Source organism: Pseudomonas sp. B22129, from assembly GCF_044218875.1.
Lineage (GTDB): Bacteria > Pseudomonadota > Gammaproteobacteria > Pseudomonadales > Pseudomonadaceae > Aquipseudomonas.
The window spans coordinates 1,646,399-1,660,914 of record NZ_CP162592.1 but is presented as its reverse complement, the minus strand read 5'-3'; the positions used below and the strand labels follow the sequence as shown (position 1 = coordinate 1,660,914).

Genomic DNA, 14,516 nt, shown 5'->3' with positions numbered 1-14,516 from the left:
CACGCTTTGATTTGAATCAGCAAGTGCGGGGCCTCCCTGGCCACGTCGCACCGGGATTGGGATACACGCCACGCCACAGCCCTCGGGCTAAAGCTGCTGCATCATCTTGCGCACGCCGGCGACATGACGCCGGCTGACGATCAATGCGTCGCCGTTAAGCCCTTTCAAAAATAGCTGAAAGTGCCCCAGGGGCGTGCGTTGCAGGCGTTCTATTCGCTCACGGGCCACCAGCGCGTTGCGGTGGATCCGCACGAAACGGTCACCAAACTCATCTTCCAGAGCCTTGAGCGGCTCATCGAGCAGCACTTCGCCGGCCTCGTGGCGCAGGGTCACGTATTTGTGGTCGGCAATAAAGTAGACCACCTGGCTCAGCGGGATCAGCTCAATGCCTTTGCGGGTTCGCGCGCTGATATGGCTGCGCGGCCCGTTGCCACTTTGGGCGGCGGGCTGGGTCAGGGCGGCGAGTTGGACGCGGTTGGGGCGTTCGGCCTTTTTCAGGGCCTTGAGCAATGCCTCACCCGTCGCGGGCTTGAGCAGGTAGGCAACGCCGCTGTCTTGCAGCGTCTGCTCGGGAAACTCATCCGTTGCGGCGCATAACACCACGGCAGGTGGTGATTCGCGCTCGCTCAGGCGGGCAGCAACTTGCAGGCCATCCAGGCCCGGCAGGCGAATATCAAGCAACACCACATCCGGCTTGAGGCTGTCGATCAGCGTCAACGCCTCTTCGCCCGTGGTGGCGCTCGGTTCAAGGACTTTGTAGCCCTCAAGCTCACTGACCAAACGGCTCAGTCGCTCGCGGGCTTGGGGTTCGTCATCAACGATCAGGACATTCATATTGCGCTGGATTCCTGCGTGAGTCTCGCACAAGGATAGCGTAGACAGGTGCGGTGACTTACGTCACAGCGATCCACGCTAAGACTAGCGCGAGCGGCAAAAAGTGCCCCGAGAGCGGCACCCAAATTTACCCGGACCTGTTCAATAACGCCCAAGACCTGCAGCCTTCGCGCATCGTCGTAGGGTTTGCTGATACACAATCCGAATACCCCCCTTTTTTAATGGATAGTCTGGGCTATGACCGCATCACCCGACTTTGGTGCATTCACACACTATCAGTCCAACTGTAGACGCTCGGCGAGACGATATTGCTCATTCGTAAAATATCGCATCAATAAGCCTCTGATTGCAGTCTCGTCCCGGACGCGGTCGGCGGCAAGGCACTTAGCCATCCTTTGCGCAAATAAAAATGCCGACCACCCGCAGCACCGCCTCCACGGGCAACCCTGTTATTATCGGCGGCACACCTCCACGCCTCTTTTAAGCAGATCACGAGCGAATCCATGAGCACCGACAAGACCAACCAGTCCTGGGGCGGCCGCTTCAGTGAACCCGTCGACGCCTTCGTCGCCCGCTTCACCGCCTCCGTCACCTTCGACCAGCGCCTGTACCGCCACGACATCATGGGCTCCATCGCCCACGCCACGATGCTGGCGAAAGTCGGCGTACTGACTGACGCCGAGCGCGACAGCATCATCGACGGTCTGACCACCATCCGTGGCGAGATCGAAGCCGGCACCTTCGACTGGCGCGTCGATCTGGAAGACGTGCACATGAATATCGAGGCTCGTCTCACCGACCGTATCGGCGTGACCGGTAAGAAGCTGCACACCGGCCGCAGCCGTAACGACCAGGTGGCCACCGATATCCGCCTGTGGCTGCGCGATGAAATCGACCTGATCCTGGGCGAAATCACCCGCCTGCAAAAAGGCCTGCTGGAACAGGCAGAGCGTGAGTCCGGCACGATCATGCCCGGCTTCACCCACCTGCAAACCGCGCAGCCTGTGACGTTTGGCCACCACCTGCTGGCCTGGTTCGAAATGCTCAGCCGTGACTACGAGCGCCTGGTGGATTGCCGCAAGCGCGCCAACCGCATGCCGCTGGGCAGTGCCGCGCTGGCCGGCACCACCTACCCGATCGACCGCGAATACACCGCGCAATTGCTGGGCTTTGACGCCGTGGGCGGCAACTCCCTGGACGGCGTGTCGGACCGTGACTTCGCCATCGAATTCTGCGCCGCCGCCAGCATCGCGATGATGCACCTGTCGCGCTTCTCCGAAGAGCTGGTGCTGTGGACCAGCGCGCAATTCCAGTTCATCGACCTGCCGGACCGCTTCTGCACCGGCAGCTCAATCATGCCGCAAAAGAAAAATCCCGACGTACCGGAACTGGTTCGTGGCAAAAGCGGCCGTGTATTCGGCGCGCTGATGGGCCTGCTGACCCTGATGAAAGGCCAGCCTCTGGCCTACAACAAGGACAACCAGGAAGACAAGGAGCCGCTGTTCGACGCCGCCGACACCCTGCGCGACTCGCTGCGCGCGTTTGCCGACATGATCCCGGCGATCAAGCCCAAGCACGCGATCATGCGTGAAGCGGCGCTGCGCGGGTTCTCCACCGCGACTGACCTGGCGGACTACCTGGTGCGCCGTGGCTTGCCGTTCCGTGACTGCCACGAGATCGTTGGCCACGCGGTGAAATACGGCGTGGACACCGGCAAAGACCTGGCGGAAATGAGCTTGGAAGAACTGCGCCAGTTCAGCGACCAGATCGAGCAGGACGTGTTTGCCGTGCTGACCCTGGAAGGTTCGGTGAATGCCCGTAACCACATCGGCGGGACTGCGCCGGCGCAGGTGAAGGCAGCCGTTGTACGCGGCCAGGCATTGCTCGCCAGCCGTTAACCCGAGCTCCCCGTCACAACTCGGTCAAAAATGTGGGAGCGGGCTTGCTCGCGAAAGCGGTCTATCAGTCACCAATGTGTCGACTGATTCAACGCCTTCGCGAGCAAGCCCGCTCCCACATTTGATTTGTGTACGACTGACTACTTCTTCGCCGCTATCATCGCCATAAACGCCGGCATCGCCACCTCCCTGTCTGCCGCTACCTTCTGCGCGTTGGGCATGGCCTGCAATTTTTCCAGCAAGGCCTTCGCCGCCGGCAGCTCTGCCAGCAAATCCAGCCCAAACAGCTTCTCGCCCACCGCACAGGCCAGGTTCACGCTGTACATAAAGTACACATCCGCAATCGTGAAGCTCTCTCCCGCCACATAGGGCGCGAACTTGCCGTGCCTGCCTAAAGAACCGACCCCCAGCAGCAACTCCGCTCTGGATTTCTCCTTGATCGCCTCCGGCACCGGCATGCCGAAAAACGCCTCGGCGAAACACGCGCGGGCAGGCAGTTCGATGTACAGCTCAATTTCCCTGCACAACGCCAGCACCTGGGCGCGCTGGAACGGCTCGGCCGGCAGCAACGCAGGACCTTCCTGGGTTTGCTCAAGGTATTCGAGGATCACGCTGGTTTCGTTGATAAACCCCTGTTTCACACCCAACACCGGCACCTTGCCCCGAGGGCTCACGGCAAGCGCTTCAGGGGTTTGGCCTGCATAAAACGGCACTTCTTCAAACGGCAGCCCTTTCTCCAGCAGCGCCAGTTTGACCATGTTGTAGTAGTTGCTGACCGAAAATCCGTAAAGCTTGAGCATGGCAAATGCCTCCAGGCCGGGTGTGGGGTTGGCTGCAAGGGTTATAGACCCGAAGGCCCTGCCTGACCAGCAGCATCACCCGCCTGAATGGGCGTAGACTGGCGCCCTTTCCTTGAGGAGCCTGCCATGAGCGAGCCAACCGATATCGACAACGACGAAGAAGAATTCACCGAAAGCACGCTGACCCAAGCTATCGAAAACCAGATCGAAAGCGACAATCCGCCAGCGGCCAAGGCCACGTTCAACAAGCTGACCCTGGTGGGCTACGAGCGCGAAGACATCCTGAACCTCATGGCGCATGTATTAGCCGTCGAAATCGACAAAATGCTCGAAGAAGACCGCGCATTCGATACCCAATGGTACGAAACAGCGCTGCGGGCCCTGCCCGAATTGCCACCAGAGAATCAATAACACCCAAAATTCCAGGCGGGTGCTGATCCCTGTGGGAGCTGGCTTGCCTGCGATGGCATCACCTTTGTGCATCCGTTAAACCGAGTCGCCAGCATCGCAGGCAAGTCAGCGCCCACAACCGGCTGGACAGTTCGGCAAAGTGCGTTCACCTTATGCCCTGCTAGCCTCTAATAAATTCTTAGAAAGTCTGGAGTCCTTATGTCGTATACCCCTGAGTTGGTTGCCGAACTGGAAATCCTTGTACTCTTCCCCTTGGACAGCACCAAAGAAGGTCTGAAAGTCCACCAGACCGCCGCTCCTACTGCCATCGCCGCCGCCAAACGCCTCCACGCGAAAGGACTTATCGACCAGCCGGACGGAGGCTATCTGACCAGCCTCGGTCGTGACGCTGCAGAGCAGGCCCAAACCCTGCTGACCATCTTGACCACTGCCACCACCAAAGAAGCTGCCTGAGATCTGATACCGCCCATGGAGTCCGCCTCTTGCGGATTCCGAGGGCGTTGCTGTGCATTGCCCAAAATTCTGACGCCAAAAACCATTTCCCTCTAAACCTCCTACGCTAGTGTCTGTAAACTCCTACACGGCCGCCCACGTCGGGCCCTGCGAGCCACCGAGTTCGACATGACCCGCACCCATGAAATCCGCCCCGACCTGGACGAAGGCATCGACCGCAAGGTGCTGGCCCAGCTGCGCGCGCGCTTCATGGCCCTCAACGAGGGGCGCATGGCTCGGGCTGTCGAGGGGCTTACGCCGCGCCAGCAAAGCGTGTTGACCCTGTTGCCGCTGTTTTTTCACGTCAACCATCCGCTGTTGCCTGGCTATGTATCGGGCAGCACACCGGCCGGGCTATCGAATTTCGAACCCGACGTCCAAGCCCTGACCGAAGCTCAGCGCCTGACCCGTTCGTTTTCCTACAAGCCGCGTCATGGCAACCCGCCCCGGCCGATCCATGGCCTGTTTTTGATGGGTAGCCTCGGCACCCTCGCCCAGGCGGACCAAAGCGACATGGACGTATGGGTGTGCCACGCGCCGGACCTGAGCGAGACAGAACTGGCCGAGCTGCGCAAGAAATGCCAGTTGCTGGAAGTCTGGGCCCAGACCATGGGCGCCGAGGCGCACTTTTTCCTGATCGAGCCAACGCGCTTTGTGTTGGGCGAACGCGACACACAACTAAGCTCCGACGATTGCGGCACCACTCAGCACTACCTGTTGCTGGACGAGTTCTACCGCACCGCCATCTGGCTGGCCGGGCGCACGCCGATCTGGTGGCTGGTGCCGGTCTATGAAGAGACCCGCTACGCCGAGTTCACCCACGCGCTGATCTCCAAGCGTTTTATCCGCGCCGATGAAACCCTCGACCTTGGCCACTTGGCCCATATCCCGCCGGGGGAATTCATAGGCGCCGGGCTGTGGCAGTTGTTCAAAGGCATTGAATCGCCCTACAAATCCGTGCTCAAGCTGCTGCTGACCGAGGTCTACGCCAGCGAGCACCCGAACGTGCATTGCCTGAGCCTGCGCTTCAAGCGCGCGGTGTTCGCCAATCAGATGGACCTGGATGAGTTGGACCCGTACATCGTGGTCTACCGCCGAATCGAGGAATACCTCAAGGCACGCAACGAGCCGGAACGCCTGGAACTGGTGCGCCGCAGCCTGTATTTGAAGGTCAACCGCAAGCTCAGTGCAGGCCAGCGCACCACCAGTTGGCAGCGGTTGCTGCTCGAACGCCTGGCCCATGAGTGGGGCTGGGACCAGCGCCAACTGGCCTTGCTGGACAGTCGCAGCCAGTGGAAAGTGCGCCAGGTCGCCTCCGAGCGCCGCGCGCTGGTCAATGAGCTGAACTACAGCTATCGGTTTTTGACCCAGTTCGCCCGCACCGAGCAGACCGTCAGCCTGATCAACAAGCGCGACCTGAATGTATTGGGCCGTCGCCTGTATGCAGCCTTCGAACGCAAGGCCGGCAAGGTCGAGTTCATCAACCCCGGCATCGCGCCTGATTTGGCCGAAGACACCCTGACCCTGGTGCAATCGCCCAACCGCAAGGAGCCAGGCCAGCACCACTGGGGCCTGTACAACGGCAGCCTAACGGCGTTGGAGTGGGAGCACTTCGCGCCAATAAAACGCAGCCGCGACCTGCTGGAAATGCTCACCTGGTGCCACCGCAACGGCGTGATCGACAGCAGCACGCGCCTGGCGCTGCACCCGGGCGTCAGCGACATGACCGAATTCGAGCTGTTCAACCTGCTGGGCAGCTTGCAACAGACCATCACCCTGCCCCTGGCCAGTGTCGATGAAGACCGCCTGCTGCGCTCGGCGGTACCGGAAGAGGTGTTGTTGCTGATCAACGTCGGCGTCGACCCGCTCAAGCATCATCGCGATCTGAATATCCTGATGACCACCGAGCGCACCGACTCCCTGAGTTATGCCGGGGTGCGCGATAACCTGGTGCTGACGCTGGATCAGGTCACGCTCAACAGCTGGAACGAGGTGATGGTCAGCCGCTACGACGGCCCCCACGCGCTGCTCGATTGCCTGCGCGACTACCTCAACCAACTGCCGTCGGATCATTTGCCCCGGCTGCGAGTGCGCTGCTTCTGTCACAACCGTGCGCAGTTCATTGCACAACGCGTGGAGGAAGTTTTCGATACCGCGCAAAACCTGCTCATCGGCCAGAGTAATCATCGCTATCTGCTCCAGGTTCAGCAGCATTACCACGTGATGGAACTGATACCGGGCCAGGCCAACCACGTGTCATTGCCGACCCAGGACGCGCTGATCGCCTACCTCAGCGAGGAATTGGCGGCCTATAGCCCGCTGCACCTGGATGCCAGGGCGCTGGAAGACCACGACCTGGCGCTGCTGTTGCCCATGGGCCTGGCCGACTGTGTGCAGGTGTTCTATCGGGTCAACGAAGGCGTCGCCGAACTCTACGTGCTGGATGAGTTCAACGCACTCTGGCAACAGCGCTTGCCTTTCCATGATGAGCAGAGCCTGCTTGCCCCCCTGCAGCGCTTCCTGCAGTCGATCCTCTACCGCCGGGAAGCGTTGTCGCCTCTGGATTCACAGCAACCTTTGGGCGAAGTGCAAATTCTGTATTACCAACTGTTGCCGTCAGGCAGCTTGCGCGCGCGCGGCATCGAACCGCGGCCAGCACCGCAGAACCCCGCCAACAAGGCGTTTTATGATGTGCAGGCGATTATCGGCAAGGCCGCACCGGGCCAGGTGGGCATTACCCTGTACTGCAATCAGCGAGAGTTTTCCGAGCTGGAGTTTGGCGACCAGCTGTTTGCCGTGGTCGCCCGGGAAATCGTCGGGCAACGCCGGGAAACCGAGCGCTACCGCTGCTACATCACCGACCTGGACCTGTCCGGCCTGCTCGGTGATGTGCAAAGCCCGAGCAATCTGTATTTGCGCTACAAGGCTGAACTGGAACTTTCGCTCAATGAAGCGCTGAGCCAGATTTAGAGCGGCGCTTTTTACAAGAAAAATGCACCACCGTCTTTGGGCTGCCCTTCAACACTGAGCAATTCCAGCTTGAGCGTCTTGCCGCCCGGTGCCGGCCAGTCAATGTGCTGGCCCACTTGCAGGCCAAGCAAGGCGCTGCCTACCGGTGCCAGAATTGAAATCCTGCCTTCGTCGGCGTTCGCGTCTTTCGGGTAGACCAGGGTCAGGTGGTAGTCCTTGCCACTGCCTTGTTCACGGCAGTGCACGCTGGAGTTCATGGTCACGACACCCCCGGGCACTTCATCGTGGCCGACCACGTCTTCAGCACGGTCGAGTTCGGCTTGCAACGCTTCGACGCCAGGAAACTCGTCGCCCAAACGGTCGATCAGTTGCTCCAGGCGTTGCACGTCAAGACGGGTGAGGATGATGGAAGGTGCGGTGCTCATGATCCAGGCAGACTCCTTTTTTCTGCACAAAAAAGCAAAACCCCGCCAGAAAAAGGCGGGGTTCTCACGGGCCTCGATGAGTTGAGGCGTCACCGGACACTACCACAGCGTCACAAATAAACAAGACGACCTCAGGCGCGCTCCCTGCGCTGCTCGGCCTCGGCACAGATCACCCGGCGCCGGGCATCGTCGGCAGAGCGCCACTCACGGATGTCTTCCACGTGACGGAAACAGCCGAGGCAGACTTTTTGCTCGTCCAGGCGACACAAACTGATACAAGGTGACGGCACCGCCGGGCTGACATTGCTGAACAACGGCTTGGGCGGGCGTACCGGGGCGGGCTGGGTCACGGTCAAATCTCGTCGAAGTCCAGCTCGGCGTCGGCTTGTTCCTTGACGAGGCGCGCAAGGATTTCACCCAACAACTCTTCGCTCTTGTCGCATTGCCATTTGCTGCTTTCTTCGTCGAAATCGAAGTGAATGCCACCGGAACGTGCAGCCAGCCACAGCTGACGCAAAGGCTCCTGGCGACTGAAGATCAATTGGGTGCCGTTGTCGAACTTGACGGTCAGTACGCCGGCCGAGTTTTCCAGGTCCACGTCCAGGCCGCTGTCATCGAAAATATCTTCCAGTGCCTGCTGGGTCGAATCCACCAGGTCGTGAAAACGGGCTTCGGTCAAACTCATTGTGGCAACCTCAAAAGTGTCTGGTTTTGCTCAAGCGCCGCACGATACGGACGCGCTTCGCCGATTGCAAAGGATACCGATTTCATCTGCACGGGCTGCATGAAAATTCCTCAGCCATCGTAGCCTGCTTCCCTACTATCTCGGCAAACCCCCGCCGGACGGGTATTCCAGCGCATAGGCAAGCTGGCGGGTGGTCGGTATACTCGGGCGCAATTAATGCATATTCAAGGATTTCGCCATGAAGCGCCTGATCTCTTCCCTTGCTGCGCTCGTCGCGGTCGCTTGCCTCGTTAGTGCCTGTGGTCAAAAAGGCCCGCTGTACCTGCCAGATGACAGCAAAGATCCGAATGACCAGGCGCAATCGTCGCAAAAGCCATCCAAAGCGCATAAGCACGACACCTACTAAGGGAAAACCATGGACGCTTTTAACTACCGGGACGGCGAGCTGTTCGCGGAAGGCGTGGCGTTGTCCGCGATTGCCGAGCGCTTTGGCACCCCGACCTATGTGTACTCCCGTGCGCATATCGAAGCCCAATACCGTTCTTTCACCGACTCGCTGGACGGCGTGCCGCACTTGGTGTGCTATGCGGTCAAGGCCAACTCCAACCTGGGTGTACTGAGTGTCCTGGCGCGCCTGGGCGCCGGTTTCGACATCGTCTCCCGTGGCGAGCTGGAGCGTGTACTGGCTGCTGGCGGCAAGGCTGACAAGATCGTGTTCTCCGGCGTCGGCAAGACCCGCGAAGACATGCGCCGTGCCCTGGAAGTCGGCGTGCATTGCTTCAACATCGAATCCACCGACGAGCTGGAGCGCCTGCAGGTTGTGGCCGCCGAGATGGGCGTTCGCGCGCCGATTTCCCTGCGCGTCAACCCGGACGTCGATGCCGGTACGCACCCCTACATCTCCACCGGTCTCAAAGAGAACAAGTTCGGCATCGCCATTGCCGACGCCGAGGACGTGTACATCCGCGCCGCCCAACTGCCGAACCTGGAAGTGCTGGGCGTGGACTGCCATATCGGCTCGCAACTGACGACGTTGCCACCGTTCCTCGACGCCCTCGACCGCCTGTTGGCGTTGATCGATCGCCTCGGCGAATGCGGCATCTACCTGCACCACATCGACCTCGGTGGCGGTGTGGGCGTGCGCTATCGCGACGAAGAGCCGCCGCTGATCGCCGACTACATCAAGGCCGTACGCGAGCGCATTGAAGGCCGCGACCTGACCCTGATGTTCGAGCCAGGCCGTTACATCGTTGCCAACGGCGGCGTGCTGCTGACCCAGGTCGAGTACCTCAAGCACACCGAGCACAAGGATTTCGCCATCGTCGACGCGGCGATGAACGACCTGATCCGCCCGGCGCTGTACCAAGCCTGGATGAATGTCACCGCCGTGACGCCTCGCAACAGCGAAGCGCGCGCTTATGACATCGTCGGCCCGATCTGCGAGACCGGCGACTTCCTGGCCAAGGACCGTCAGTTGGCCCTGGAAGAAGGCGACCTGCTGGCCATTCACTCGGCCGGTGCCTACGGGTTTGTCATGAGTTCCAACTACAACACCCGCGGCCGTGCCGCCGAGGTGTTGGTGGACGGTGATAAAGCATTTGAAGTGCGTCGCCGCGAGACGGTAGCCGAGTTGTATGCTGGCGAAAGCCTGCTGCCGGAGTAAGCCATGCTGCTGCGTTTTACCAAGATGCACGGGCTGGGCAATGACTTTATGGTCCTGGACCTTGTCAGCCAGCACGCGCATATCCTGCCCAAACACGCTAAACAATGGGGCGACCGCCATACCGGTATTGGTTTTGACCAACTGCTGATCGTCGAGGCGCCGAGCAACCCGGAGGTGGATTTCCGTTACCGGATCTTCAATTCCGACGGCTCCGAAGTGGAACAGTGCGGCAACGGCGCGCGCTGCTTCGCCCGCTTTGTGCTGGACAAGCGCCTGACCGCCAAGCGGCAGATTCGCGTCGAGACCAAGAGCGGTGTGATCGAGCTGGACATCCGCAGCGACGGCCAGATCAGCGTCAATATGGGCGCGCCACGCCTGGTGCCGGCGGACATTCCGTTTCAGGCCACCGAGCAGGCTGTGAGCTATCCGCTGGAGGTTGATGGCAAGACCGTCGACATCGCGGCCGTCTCGATGGGCAACCCCCATGCAGTACTGCGGGTCAACGACATCAACAACGCCCCGGTGCATGAACTGGGGCCGAAGATCGAGCATCACCCGCGCTTTCCGGCACGGGTGAACGTGGGCTTCCTGCAGGTGATCGACCGTTCCCGTGCACAATTGCGTGTGTGGGAACGCGGCGCCGGCGAAACCCAGGCCTGCGGCACCGGTGCTTGCGCCGCTGCCGTGGCCGCGATCAGCCAGGGGTGGATGGATTCGCCCCTGTTGATCGACCTGCCTGGTGGGCGCTTGTCCATCGAATGGGCAGGCCCTGGCCACCCGGTGTTGATGACCGGGCCGGCCTCGCGTGTATACGAAGGACAGGTCCGTCTATGAGTGAGCCAAGCCAATGACCGATAAGCCTCAAGTACCCGCCCAAGCAACCCCAAGCGACAGTCTGGAGGCCGCAGCAGTCGCGGCGTACCTTGAGGCTAATCCGGATTTCTTCGTCGAACACGAAGAGCTGCTGCCGGCCTTGCGCATTCCCCACCAGCGCGGTGACACCGTGTCGCTGGTGGAGCGGCAGATGAAGATCCTGCGCGAGCGCAATATCGAAATGCGCCACAAGCTCTCGCACTTGATGGACGTCGCCCGCGACAACGACCGTCTGTTCGAGAAAACCCGCCGCCTGATCCTTACCCTGATGGACGCCACCAGCCTGGAAGAAACGGTGATCGCCGTGGAAGACAGCCTGCGCCAGGACTTCCAGGTGCCCTTTGTCAGCCTGATCCTGTTCAGCGACAACCCGATGCCGGTGGGTCGCTGGGTCAGCGGTGGCGAAGCGCAAACCGCGATTGGCGGGCTGCTATCCGAAGGCAAGACCATCAGCGGCACCTTGCGCGAGCACGAGCTGGACTTCCTGTTTGGCGCCGAGCAGCGCGTGCAGATCGGCTCCACCGCCGTGGTCGCCCTCAGCCATCAAGGGCTGCACGGGGTACTGGCCATCGCCAGCCGCGATCCAGCGCACTATAAAAGCTCGGTGGGCACGCTGTTTTTGACCTATATCGCGCAAGTGCTGGGCCGCGTGCTGCCGCGCTTTACCACCGCCCTGCGCGCGGTGCGCTAGCCATGGAACGGCAACTGGACGCTTACTGCGCTCACCTGCGCAACGAGCGCCAGGTGTCGCCCCACACGCTGGAAGCCTACCGGCGCGACTTGAACAAAGTCCTGGCGTACTGCGAGAAACAACAGATCAGCAGCTGGAAGGCCCTGGATATCCAAAGCCTGCGCAGCCTGATCGCGCGCTTGCACCAGGCCGGTCAGTCGTCCCGCAGCCTGTCACGCCTGCTCTCGGCGGTGCGCGGGCTCTACCACTATCTCAATCGTGAAGGTTTGTGCGACCACGACCCGGCCAACGGCCTGTCCCCGCCCAAGGGCGAACGGCGCCTGCCCAAGACGCTGGATACAGACCGCGCCTTGCAACTGCTCGACGGCGCGGTCGAGGACGACTTCCTCGCCCATCGTGATCAAGCGATTCTTGAACTGTTTTATTCCTCAGGCCTGCGCCTGTCAGAGCTGACCGGCCTGAACCTGGATCAACTGGACCTGGCGGACGGCCTGGTGCAGGTGCTCGGCAAGGGCAGCAAGACCCGCGTGCTGCCAGTGGGCCGCAAGGCCCGGGAAGCCTTGCAGCTGTGGCTGCCACTGCGCCTGCTGACCAACCCGGCAGATGACGCGGTATTTGTCAGCCAACAAGGCCGACGCCTCGGGCCGCGGGCGATTCAAGTGCGGGTAAAAGCCGCCGGTGAGCGCGAGCTGGGGCAGAACCTGCATCCACACATGCTGCGGCACTCGTTTGCCAGCCATATGCTGGAATCGTCACAGGACCTGCGCGCGGTTCAAGAGTTACTCGGCCATTCCGACATCAAGACCACACAGATTTACACCCACCTCGACTTCCAACACCTGGCAACGGTGTACGACAGCGCCCACCCACGGGCCAAACGCATCAAGGGCAGCGACTCATGAGTATCAAGCTGATCACCTTCGACCTGGACGACACGCTCTGGGATAACGTACCCGTCATCATCAGCGCCGAAGCTTCAATGCGTGAATGGCTGGCGGTGAACGCCTCCAAAGTGGGCGACTTGCCGCTGGAGCATTTTGCCAAGCTGCGCCAGACCGTGCTGGAGCGCCATCCCGAGCTGAAATACCGCATCAGCATCCTGCGCCACCGCGTGTTGATGCACGCCTTTGAAGAAGCCGGTTATCCACAGCCGCAGGCCACGGAAATGGCAGATGTGTGCTACGAGGCGTTCATTCACGCGCGGCACCAGCTCACGCCGTTCCCGGAAGCCGAGCCGATGCTGCAAGCCCTGCGCCAGCACTTCCTGCTGGGCGTGATCACCAATGGCAACGCTGACGTGCAACGCGTGGGCCTGGCGGACTATTTCCACTTCGCCTTGCGCGCCGAAGACATCGGCATCGCCAAGCCGGATGCGCGGTTGTTTCAGGAAGCGTTGCAGCGCGGTGGCGTGGATGCGAGCCAAACGGTGCATATTGGTGATCATCCGGGCGATGACATTGCCGGGGCGCAGCAGGCGGGGCTGCGAGCGGTGTGGTTCAACCCGACGGGCAAGGCCTGGGAAGCGGACAAGAAGCCGGATGCGCAGATTCGCAGCCTGACCGAGTTGCCGCCGTTGCTGCGCAGCTGGAATCAGCACTAAACCCTGTGGGAGCCGGCTTGCCTGCGATGGCGGTCTATCAGTTAACCCTGTGATGCCTGGCCCACCGCTATCGCAGGCAAGCCAGCTCCCACAGGGTATTTCAGCAGACCTGCAATTTTCCCCAGGCATGAAAAAGCCCGCAGCGACGGCGGGCTTTTTCTTACAAGCGATAACTGACCTCAGATAGGTCGGCTGCCGTACTTGTTATCAGGCTTCTTCGGTGGATCAGCCACCACGTTGGCCTCGACTTCCTGCACTTTGCCGCCTTTAGCGAGGAACTCTTCCATCGCGCGGGCCAGCGCATCGCGCTCTTTGTTCTTGGCTTCAACACTCGGCAACTCGTCTACCGAAACAGCGGCCTTGGCTTTGCCTTTGGCTGCTTTGGCAGGTGCGTCATCGCCGCCGTCATCGCCCTCGTCAGCAACGTCTTCGACGGCCGCTTCAAGACCTTCCTCGGTCTCGTCGTCGTCACCTACTTCGAGTTCGTCGTTTTCCAGATCATCGTCGCTCATGTTCTACCTCATGACTTGCGAAAAGCAGATTAGTTATAGCCCAGCTTCACCCCCTGTCGAGGGCGCCGGAAAAAAATCAACATCCACTGGTTAACCAGTGGCTTATGCCTCATCACCATGCAACGTGGCGAGGACTTTACGAGCACCGCCATGATCACGGTGCTCGCCCAGATAAACACCTTGCCAGGTTCCTATCGCCAAGCGGCCGGCCTTGACCGGCAAACTCAGCTGGCAGCCCAGGAGACTGGCCTTGAAGTGCGCCGGCAGATCATCCGGACCTTCGTCGTCATGTTCGAACCCTGCACGCCCTTGCGGCACCAGCGAGTTGAAAAAACGCTCGAAGTCACGGCGAACCGCCGGGTCGGCATTCTCGTTGACCGTCAACGAGGCCGAAGTGTGCTGCAGCCACAGATGCAACAGGCCCACGCGACACGCCTTCAGTTCAGGCAGGCCGGCGAGCAACTCATCCGTCACCAAATGAAAGCCCCGGGGCTTGGCCCGCAGGGTTATCAGGGTCTGTTGCCACATACAGTTCTCCGCCCATCGGCGCGCATTCTAGCGCGCTCTGGGAAAAAACAAAGTGTCGAATACGCCTACATGCCTGTAAGACATCCGCACCCTCAAAAGTGCCGTGTGGATCCCATCACAAAGTCGATAAAAAA

General features: G+C 60.7%; 17 protein-coding genes. 10 read left to right on the top strand and 7 right to left on the bottom strand.

Translation table 11 applies throughout. From position 1 onward, the window contains the following. Window positions 1-87 precede the first annotated feature (87 nt). Window positions 88-834: a LytR/AlgR family response regulator transcription factor gene (locus tag AB4P94_RS07480; protein WP_395610023.1), complete on the bottom strand. Its 747-nt coding sequence runs from the start codon at window positions 832-834 to the stop codon at window positions 88-90. A 503-nt stretch (window positions 835-1,337) separates the two neighbouring features. On the opposite strand from AB4P94_RS07480, the gene argH reads away from it, so the two are divergent. Further along, complete coding sequence (gene argH / locus AB4P94_RS07475; protein WP_395610022.1) at window positions 1,338-2,732, top strand: argininosuccinate lyase; 1,395 nt, start codon at window positions 1,338-1,340, stop codon at window positions 2,730-2,732. Window positions 2,733-2,872: 140 nt separating this feature from the next. Here the strand turns inward: argH and AB4P94_RS07470 are convergent, their stop codons facing one another. Next, the gene (locus AB4P94_RS07470; protein ID WP_395610021.1) at window positions 2,873-3,532 is read right to left on the bottom strand and encodes a glutathione S-transferase family protein; all 660 of its coding nucleotides are present in this window, start codon (window positions 3,530-3,532) and stop codon (window positions 2,873-2,875) included. Window positions 3,533-3,658: 126 nt separating this feature from the next. Here AB4P94_RS07470 and AB4P94_RS07465 point away from each other — a divergent pair, with 126 nt between their 5' ends. From AB4P94_RS07465 to AB4P94_RS07455, 3 genes are all read left to right on the top strand, one after another. After that, complete coding sequence (locus AB4P94_RS07465) at window positions 3,659-3,943, top strand: hypothetical protein (RefSeq protein ID WP_395610020.1); 285 nt, start codon at window positions 3,659-3,661, stop codon at window positions 3,941-3,943. 198 nt (window positions 3,944-4,141) lie between these two features. Continuing rightward, a complete protein-coding gene (locus AB4P94_RS07460) occupies window positions 4,142-4,396 on the top strand; it encodes a TIGR02647 family protein (protein WP_010207442.1) in 255 nt (84 codons plus the stop codon). Between the two features lie 168 nt (window positions 4,397-4,564). Then, window positions 4,565-7,405 (top strand): class I adenylate cyclase, encoded by a 2,841-nt coding sequence (locus AB4P94_RS07455; protein ID WP_395610019.1) that lies wholly within the window; start codon window positions 4,565-4,567, stop codon window positions 7,403-7,405. 11 nt (window positions 7,406-7,416) lie between these two features. Here AB4P94_RS07455 and rnk read toward each other — a convergent pair whose 3' ends face one another. The 3 genes from rnk to cyaY form a co-directional block, all read right to left on the bottom strand. After that, window positions 7,417-7,830 carry a nucleoside diphosphate kinase regulator gene (gene rnk, locus AB4P94_RS07450; protein ID WP_395610018.1) on the bottom strand — a complete coding sequence of 138 codons (414 nt, stop codon included), beginning with the start codon at window positions 7,828-7,830 and terminating at the stop codon, window positions 7,417-7,419. A gap of 131 nt (window positions 7,831-7,961) precedes the next feature. Then, window positions 7,962-8,180, bottom strand: a complete 219-nt coding sequence (locus AB4P94_RS07445) for a DUF1289 domain-containing protein (protein ID WP_064455025.1) — start codon at window positions 8,178-8,180, stop codon at window positions 7,962-7,964. Between the two features lie 2 nt (window positions 8,181-8,182). Then, a complete protein-coding gene (cyaY, locus tag AB4P94_RS07440; protein ID WP_395610017.1) occupies window positions 8,183-8,515 on the bottom strand; it encodes an iron donor protein CyaY in 333 nt (110 codons plus the stop codon). A gap of 238 nt (window positions 8,516-8,753) precedes the next feature. Between cyaY and AB4P94_RS07435 the strand changes: the two genes are divergently transcribed. From AB4P94_RS07435 to AB4P94_RS07410, 6 genes are read left to right on the top strand one after another with little or no spacing between them, the layout of a single operon-like run. After that, window positions 8,754-8,921, top strand: a complete 168-nt coding sequence (locus AB4P94_RS07435) for a lipoprotein (protein WP_395610016.1) — start codon at window positions 8,754-8,756, stop codon at window positions 8,919-8,921. Window positions 8,922-8,930: 9 nt separating this feature from the next. Further along, on the top strand, window positions 8,931-10,178 hold the full coding sequence (gene lysA, locus AB4P94_RS07430; RefSeq protein ID WP_395610015.1) for a diaminopimelate decarboxylase: 1,248 nt from the start codon (window positions 8,931-8,933) through the stop codon (window positions 10,176-10,178). A gap of 3 nt (window positions 10,179-10,181) precedes the next feature. Further along, window positions 10,182-11,012, top strand: coding sequence for a diaminopimelate epimerase (gene dapF, locus AB4P94_RS07425; RefSeq protein WP_395610014.1), 831 nt, complete (start codon window positions 10,182-10,184; stop codon window positions 11,010-11,012). Window positions 11,013-11,025: 13 nt separating this feature from the next. Then, entirely contained in the window at window positions 11,026-11,742 is a 717-nt protein-coding gene (locus AB4P94_RS07420; protein ID WP_395610013.1) for a DUF484 family protein, read from the top strand. Between the two features lie 2 nt (window positions 11,743-11,744). Beyond that, window positions 11,745-12,644: a tyrosine recombinase XerC gene (gene xerC / locus AB4P94_RS07415; protein WP_395610012.1), complete on the top strand. Its 900-nt coding sequence runs from the start codon at window positions 11,745-11,747 to the stop codon at window positions 12,642-12,644. After that, window positions 12,641-13,342 carry an HAD family hydrolase gene (locus AB4P94_RS07410; protein WP_395610011.1) on the top strand — a complete coding sequence of 234 codons (702 nt, stop codon included), beginning with the start codon at window positions 12,641-12,643 and terminating at the stop codon, window positions 13,340-13,342. Before xerC ends, AB4P94_RS07410 begins: the two co-directional genes overlap by 4 nt. A gap of 179 nt (window positions 13,343-13,521) precedes the next feature. On the opposite strand, the gene sutA is transcribed toward AB4P94_RS07410, so the two are convergent. Both sutA and AB4P94_RS07400 read right to left on the bottom strand, forming a co-directional pair. Then, window positions 13,522-13,854 carry a transcriptional regulator SutA gene (sutA, locus tag AB4P94_RS07405; RefSeq protein WP_395610010.1) on the bottom strand — a complete coding sequence of 111 codons (333 nt, stop codon included), beginning with the start codon at window positions 13,852-13,854 and terminating at the stop codon, window positions 13,522-13,524. A gap of 102 nt (window positions 13,855-13,956) precedes the next feature. Beyond that, window positions 13,957-14,382 (bottom strand): secondary thiamine-phosphate synthase enzyme YjbQ, encoded by a 426-nt coding sequence (locus tag AB4P94_RS07400; RefSeq protein WP_395610009.1) that lies wholly within the window; start codon window positions 14,380-14,382, stop codon window positions 13,957-13,959. Window positions 14,383-14,516: the final 134 nt, after the last annotated feature.

What these genes read in the sequence shown, in the direction of transcription:
- AB4P94_RS07400 (WP_395610009.1), bottom strand. Translation starts at nt 14,382, where the DNA reads ATGTGGCAACAGACCCTGATAACCCTGCGGGCCAAGCCCCGGGGCTTT.
- AB4P94_RS07480 (WP_395610023.1), bottom strand. Translation starts at nt 834, where the DNA reads ATGAATGTCCTGATCGTTGATGACGAACCCCAAGCCCGCGAGCGACTG.
- dapF (WP_395610014.1), top strand. Translation starts at nt 10,182, where the DNA reads ATGCTGCTGCGTTTTACCAAGATGCACGGGCTGGGCAATGACTTTATG.
- sutA (WP_395610010.1), bottom strand. Translation starts at nt 13,854, where the DNA reads ATGAGCGACGATGATCTGGAAAACGACGAACTCGAAGTAGGTGACGAC.
- AB4P94_RS07410 (WP_395610011.1), top strand. Translation starts at nt 12,641, where the DNA reads ATGAGTATCAAGCTGATCACCTTCGACCTGGACGACACGCTCTGGGAT.
- rnk (WP_395610018.1), bottom strand. Translation starts at nt 7,830, where the DNA reads ATGAGCACCGCACCTTCCATCATCCTCACCCGTCTTGACGTGCAACGC.
- AB4P94_RS07465 (WP_395610020.1), top strand. Translation starts at nt 3,659, where the DNA reads ATGAGCGAGCCAACCGATATCGACAACGACGAAGAAGAATTCACCGAA.
- AB4P94_RS07435 (WP_395610016.1), top strand. Translation starts at nt 8,754, where the DNA reads ATGAAGCGCCTGATCTCTTCCCTTGCTGCGCTCGTCGCGGTCGCTTGC.
- AB4P94_RS07470 (WP_395610021.1), bottom strand. Translation starts at nt 3,532, where the DNA reads ATGCTCAAGCTTTACGGATTTTCGGTCAGCAACTACTACAACATGGTC.
- lysA (WP_395610015.1), top strand. Translation starts at nt 8,931, where the DNA reads ATGGACGCTTTTAACTACCGGGACGGCGAGCTGTTCGCGGAAGGCGTG.
- xerC (WP_395610012.1), top strand. Translation starts at nt 11,745, where the DNA reads ATGGAACGGCAACTGGACGCTTACTGCGCTCACCTGCGCAACGAGCGC.
- AB4P94_RS07420 (WP_395610013.1), top strand. Translation starts at nt 11,026, where the DNA reads ATGACCGATAAGCCTCAAGTACCCGCCCAAGCAACCCCAAGCGACAGT.
- cyaY (WP_395610017.1), bottom strand. Translation starts at nt 8,515, where the DNA reads ATGAGTTTGACCGAAGCCCGTTTTCACGACCTGGTGGATTCGACCCAG.
- argH (WP_395610022.1), top strand. Translation starts at nt 1,338, where the DNA reads ATGAGCACCGACAAGACCAACCAGTCCTGGGGCGGCCGCTTCAGTGAA.
- AB4P94_RS07460 (WP_010207442.1), top strand. Translation starts at nt 4,142, where the DNA reads ATGTCGTATACCCCTGAGTTGGTTGCCGAACTGGAAATCCTTGTACTC.
- AB4P94_RS07455 (WP_395610019.1), top strand. Translation starts at nt 4,565, where the DNA reads ATGACCCGCACCCATGAAATCCGCCCCGACCTGGACGAAGGCATCGAC.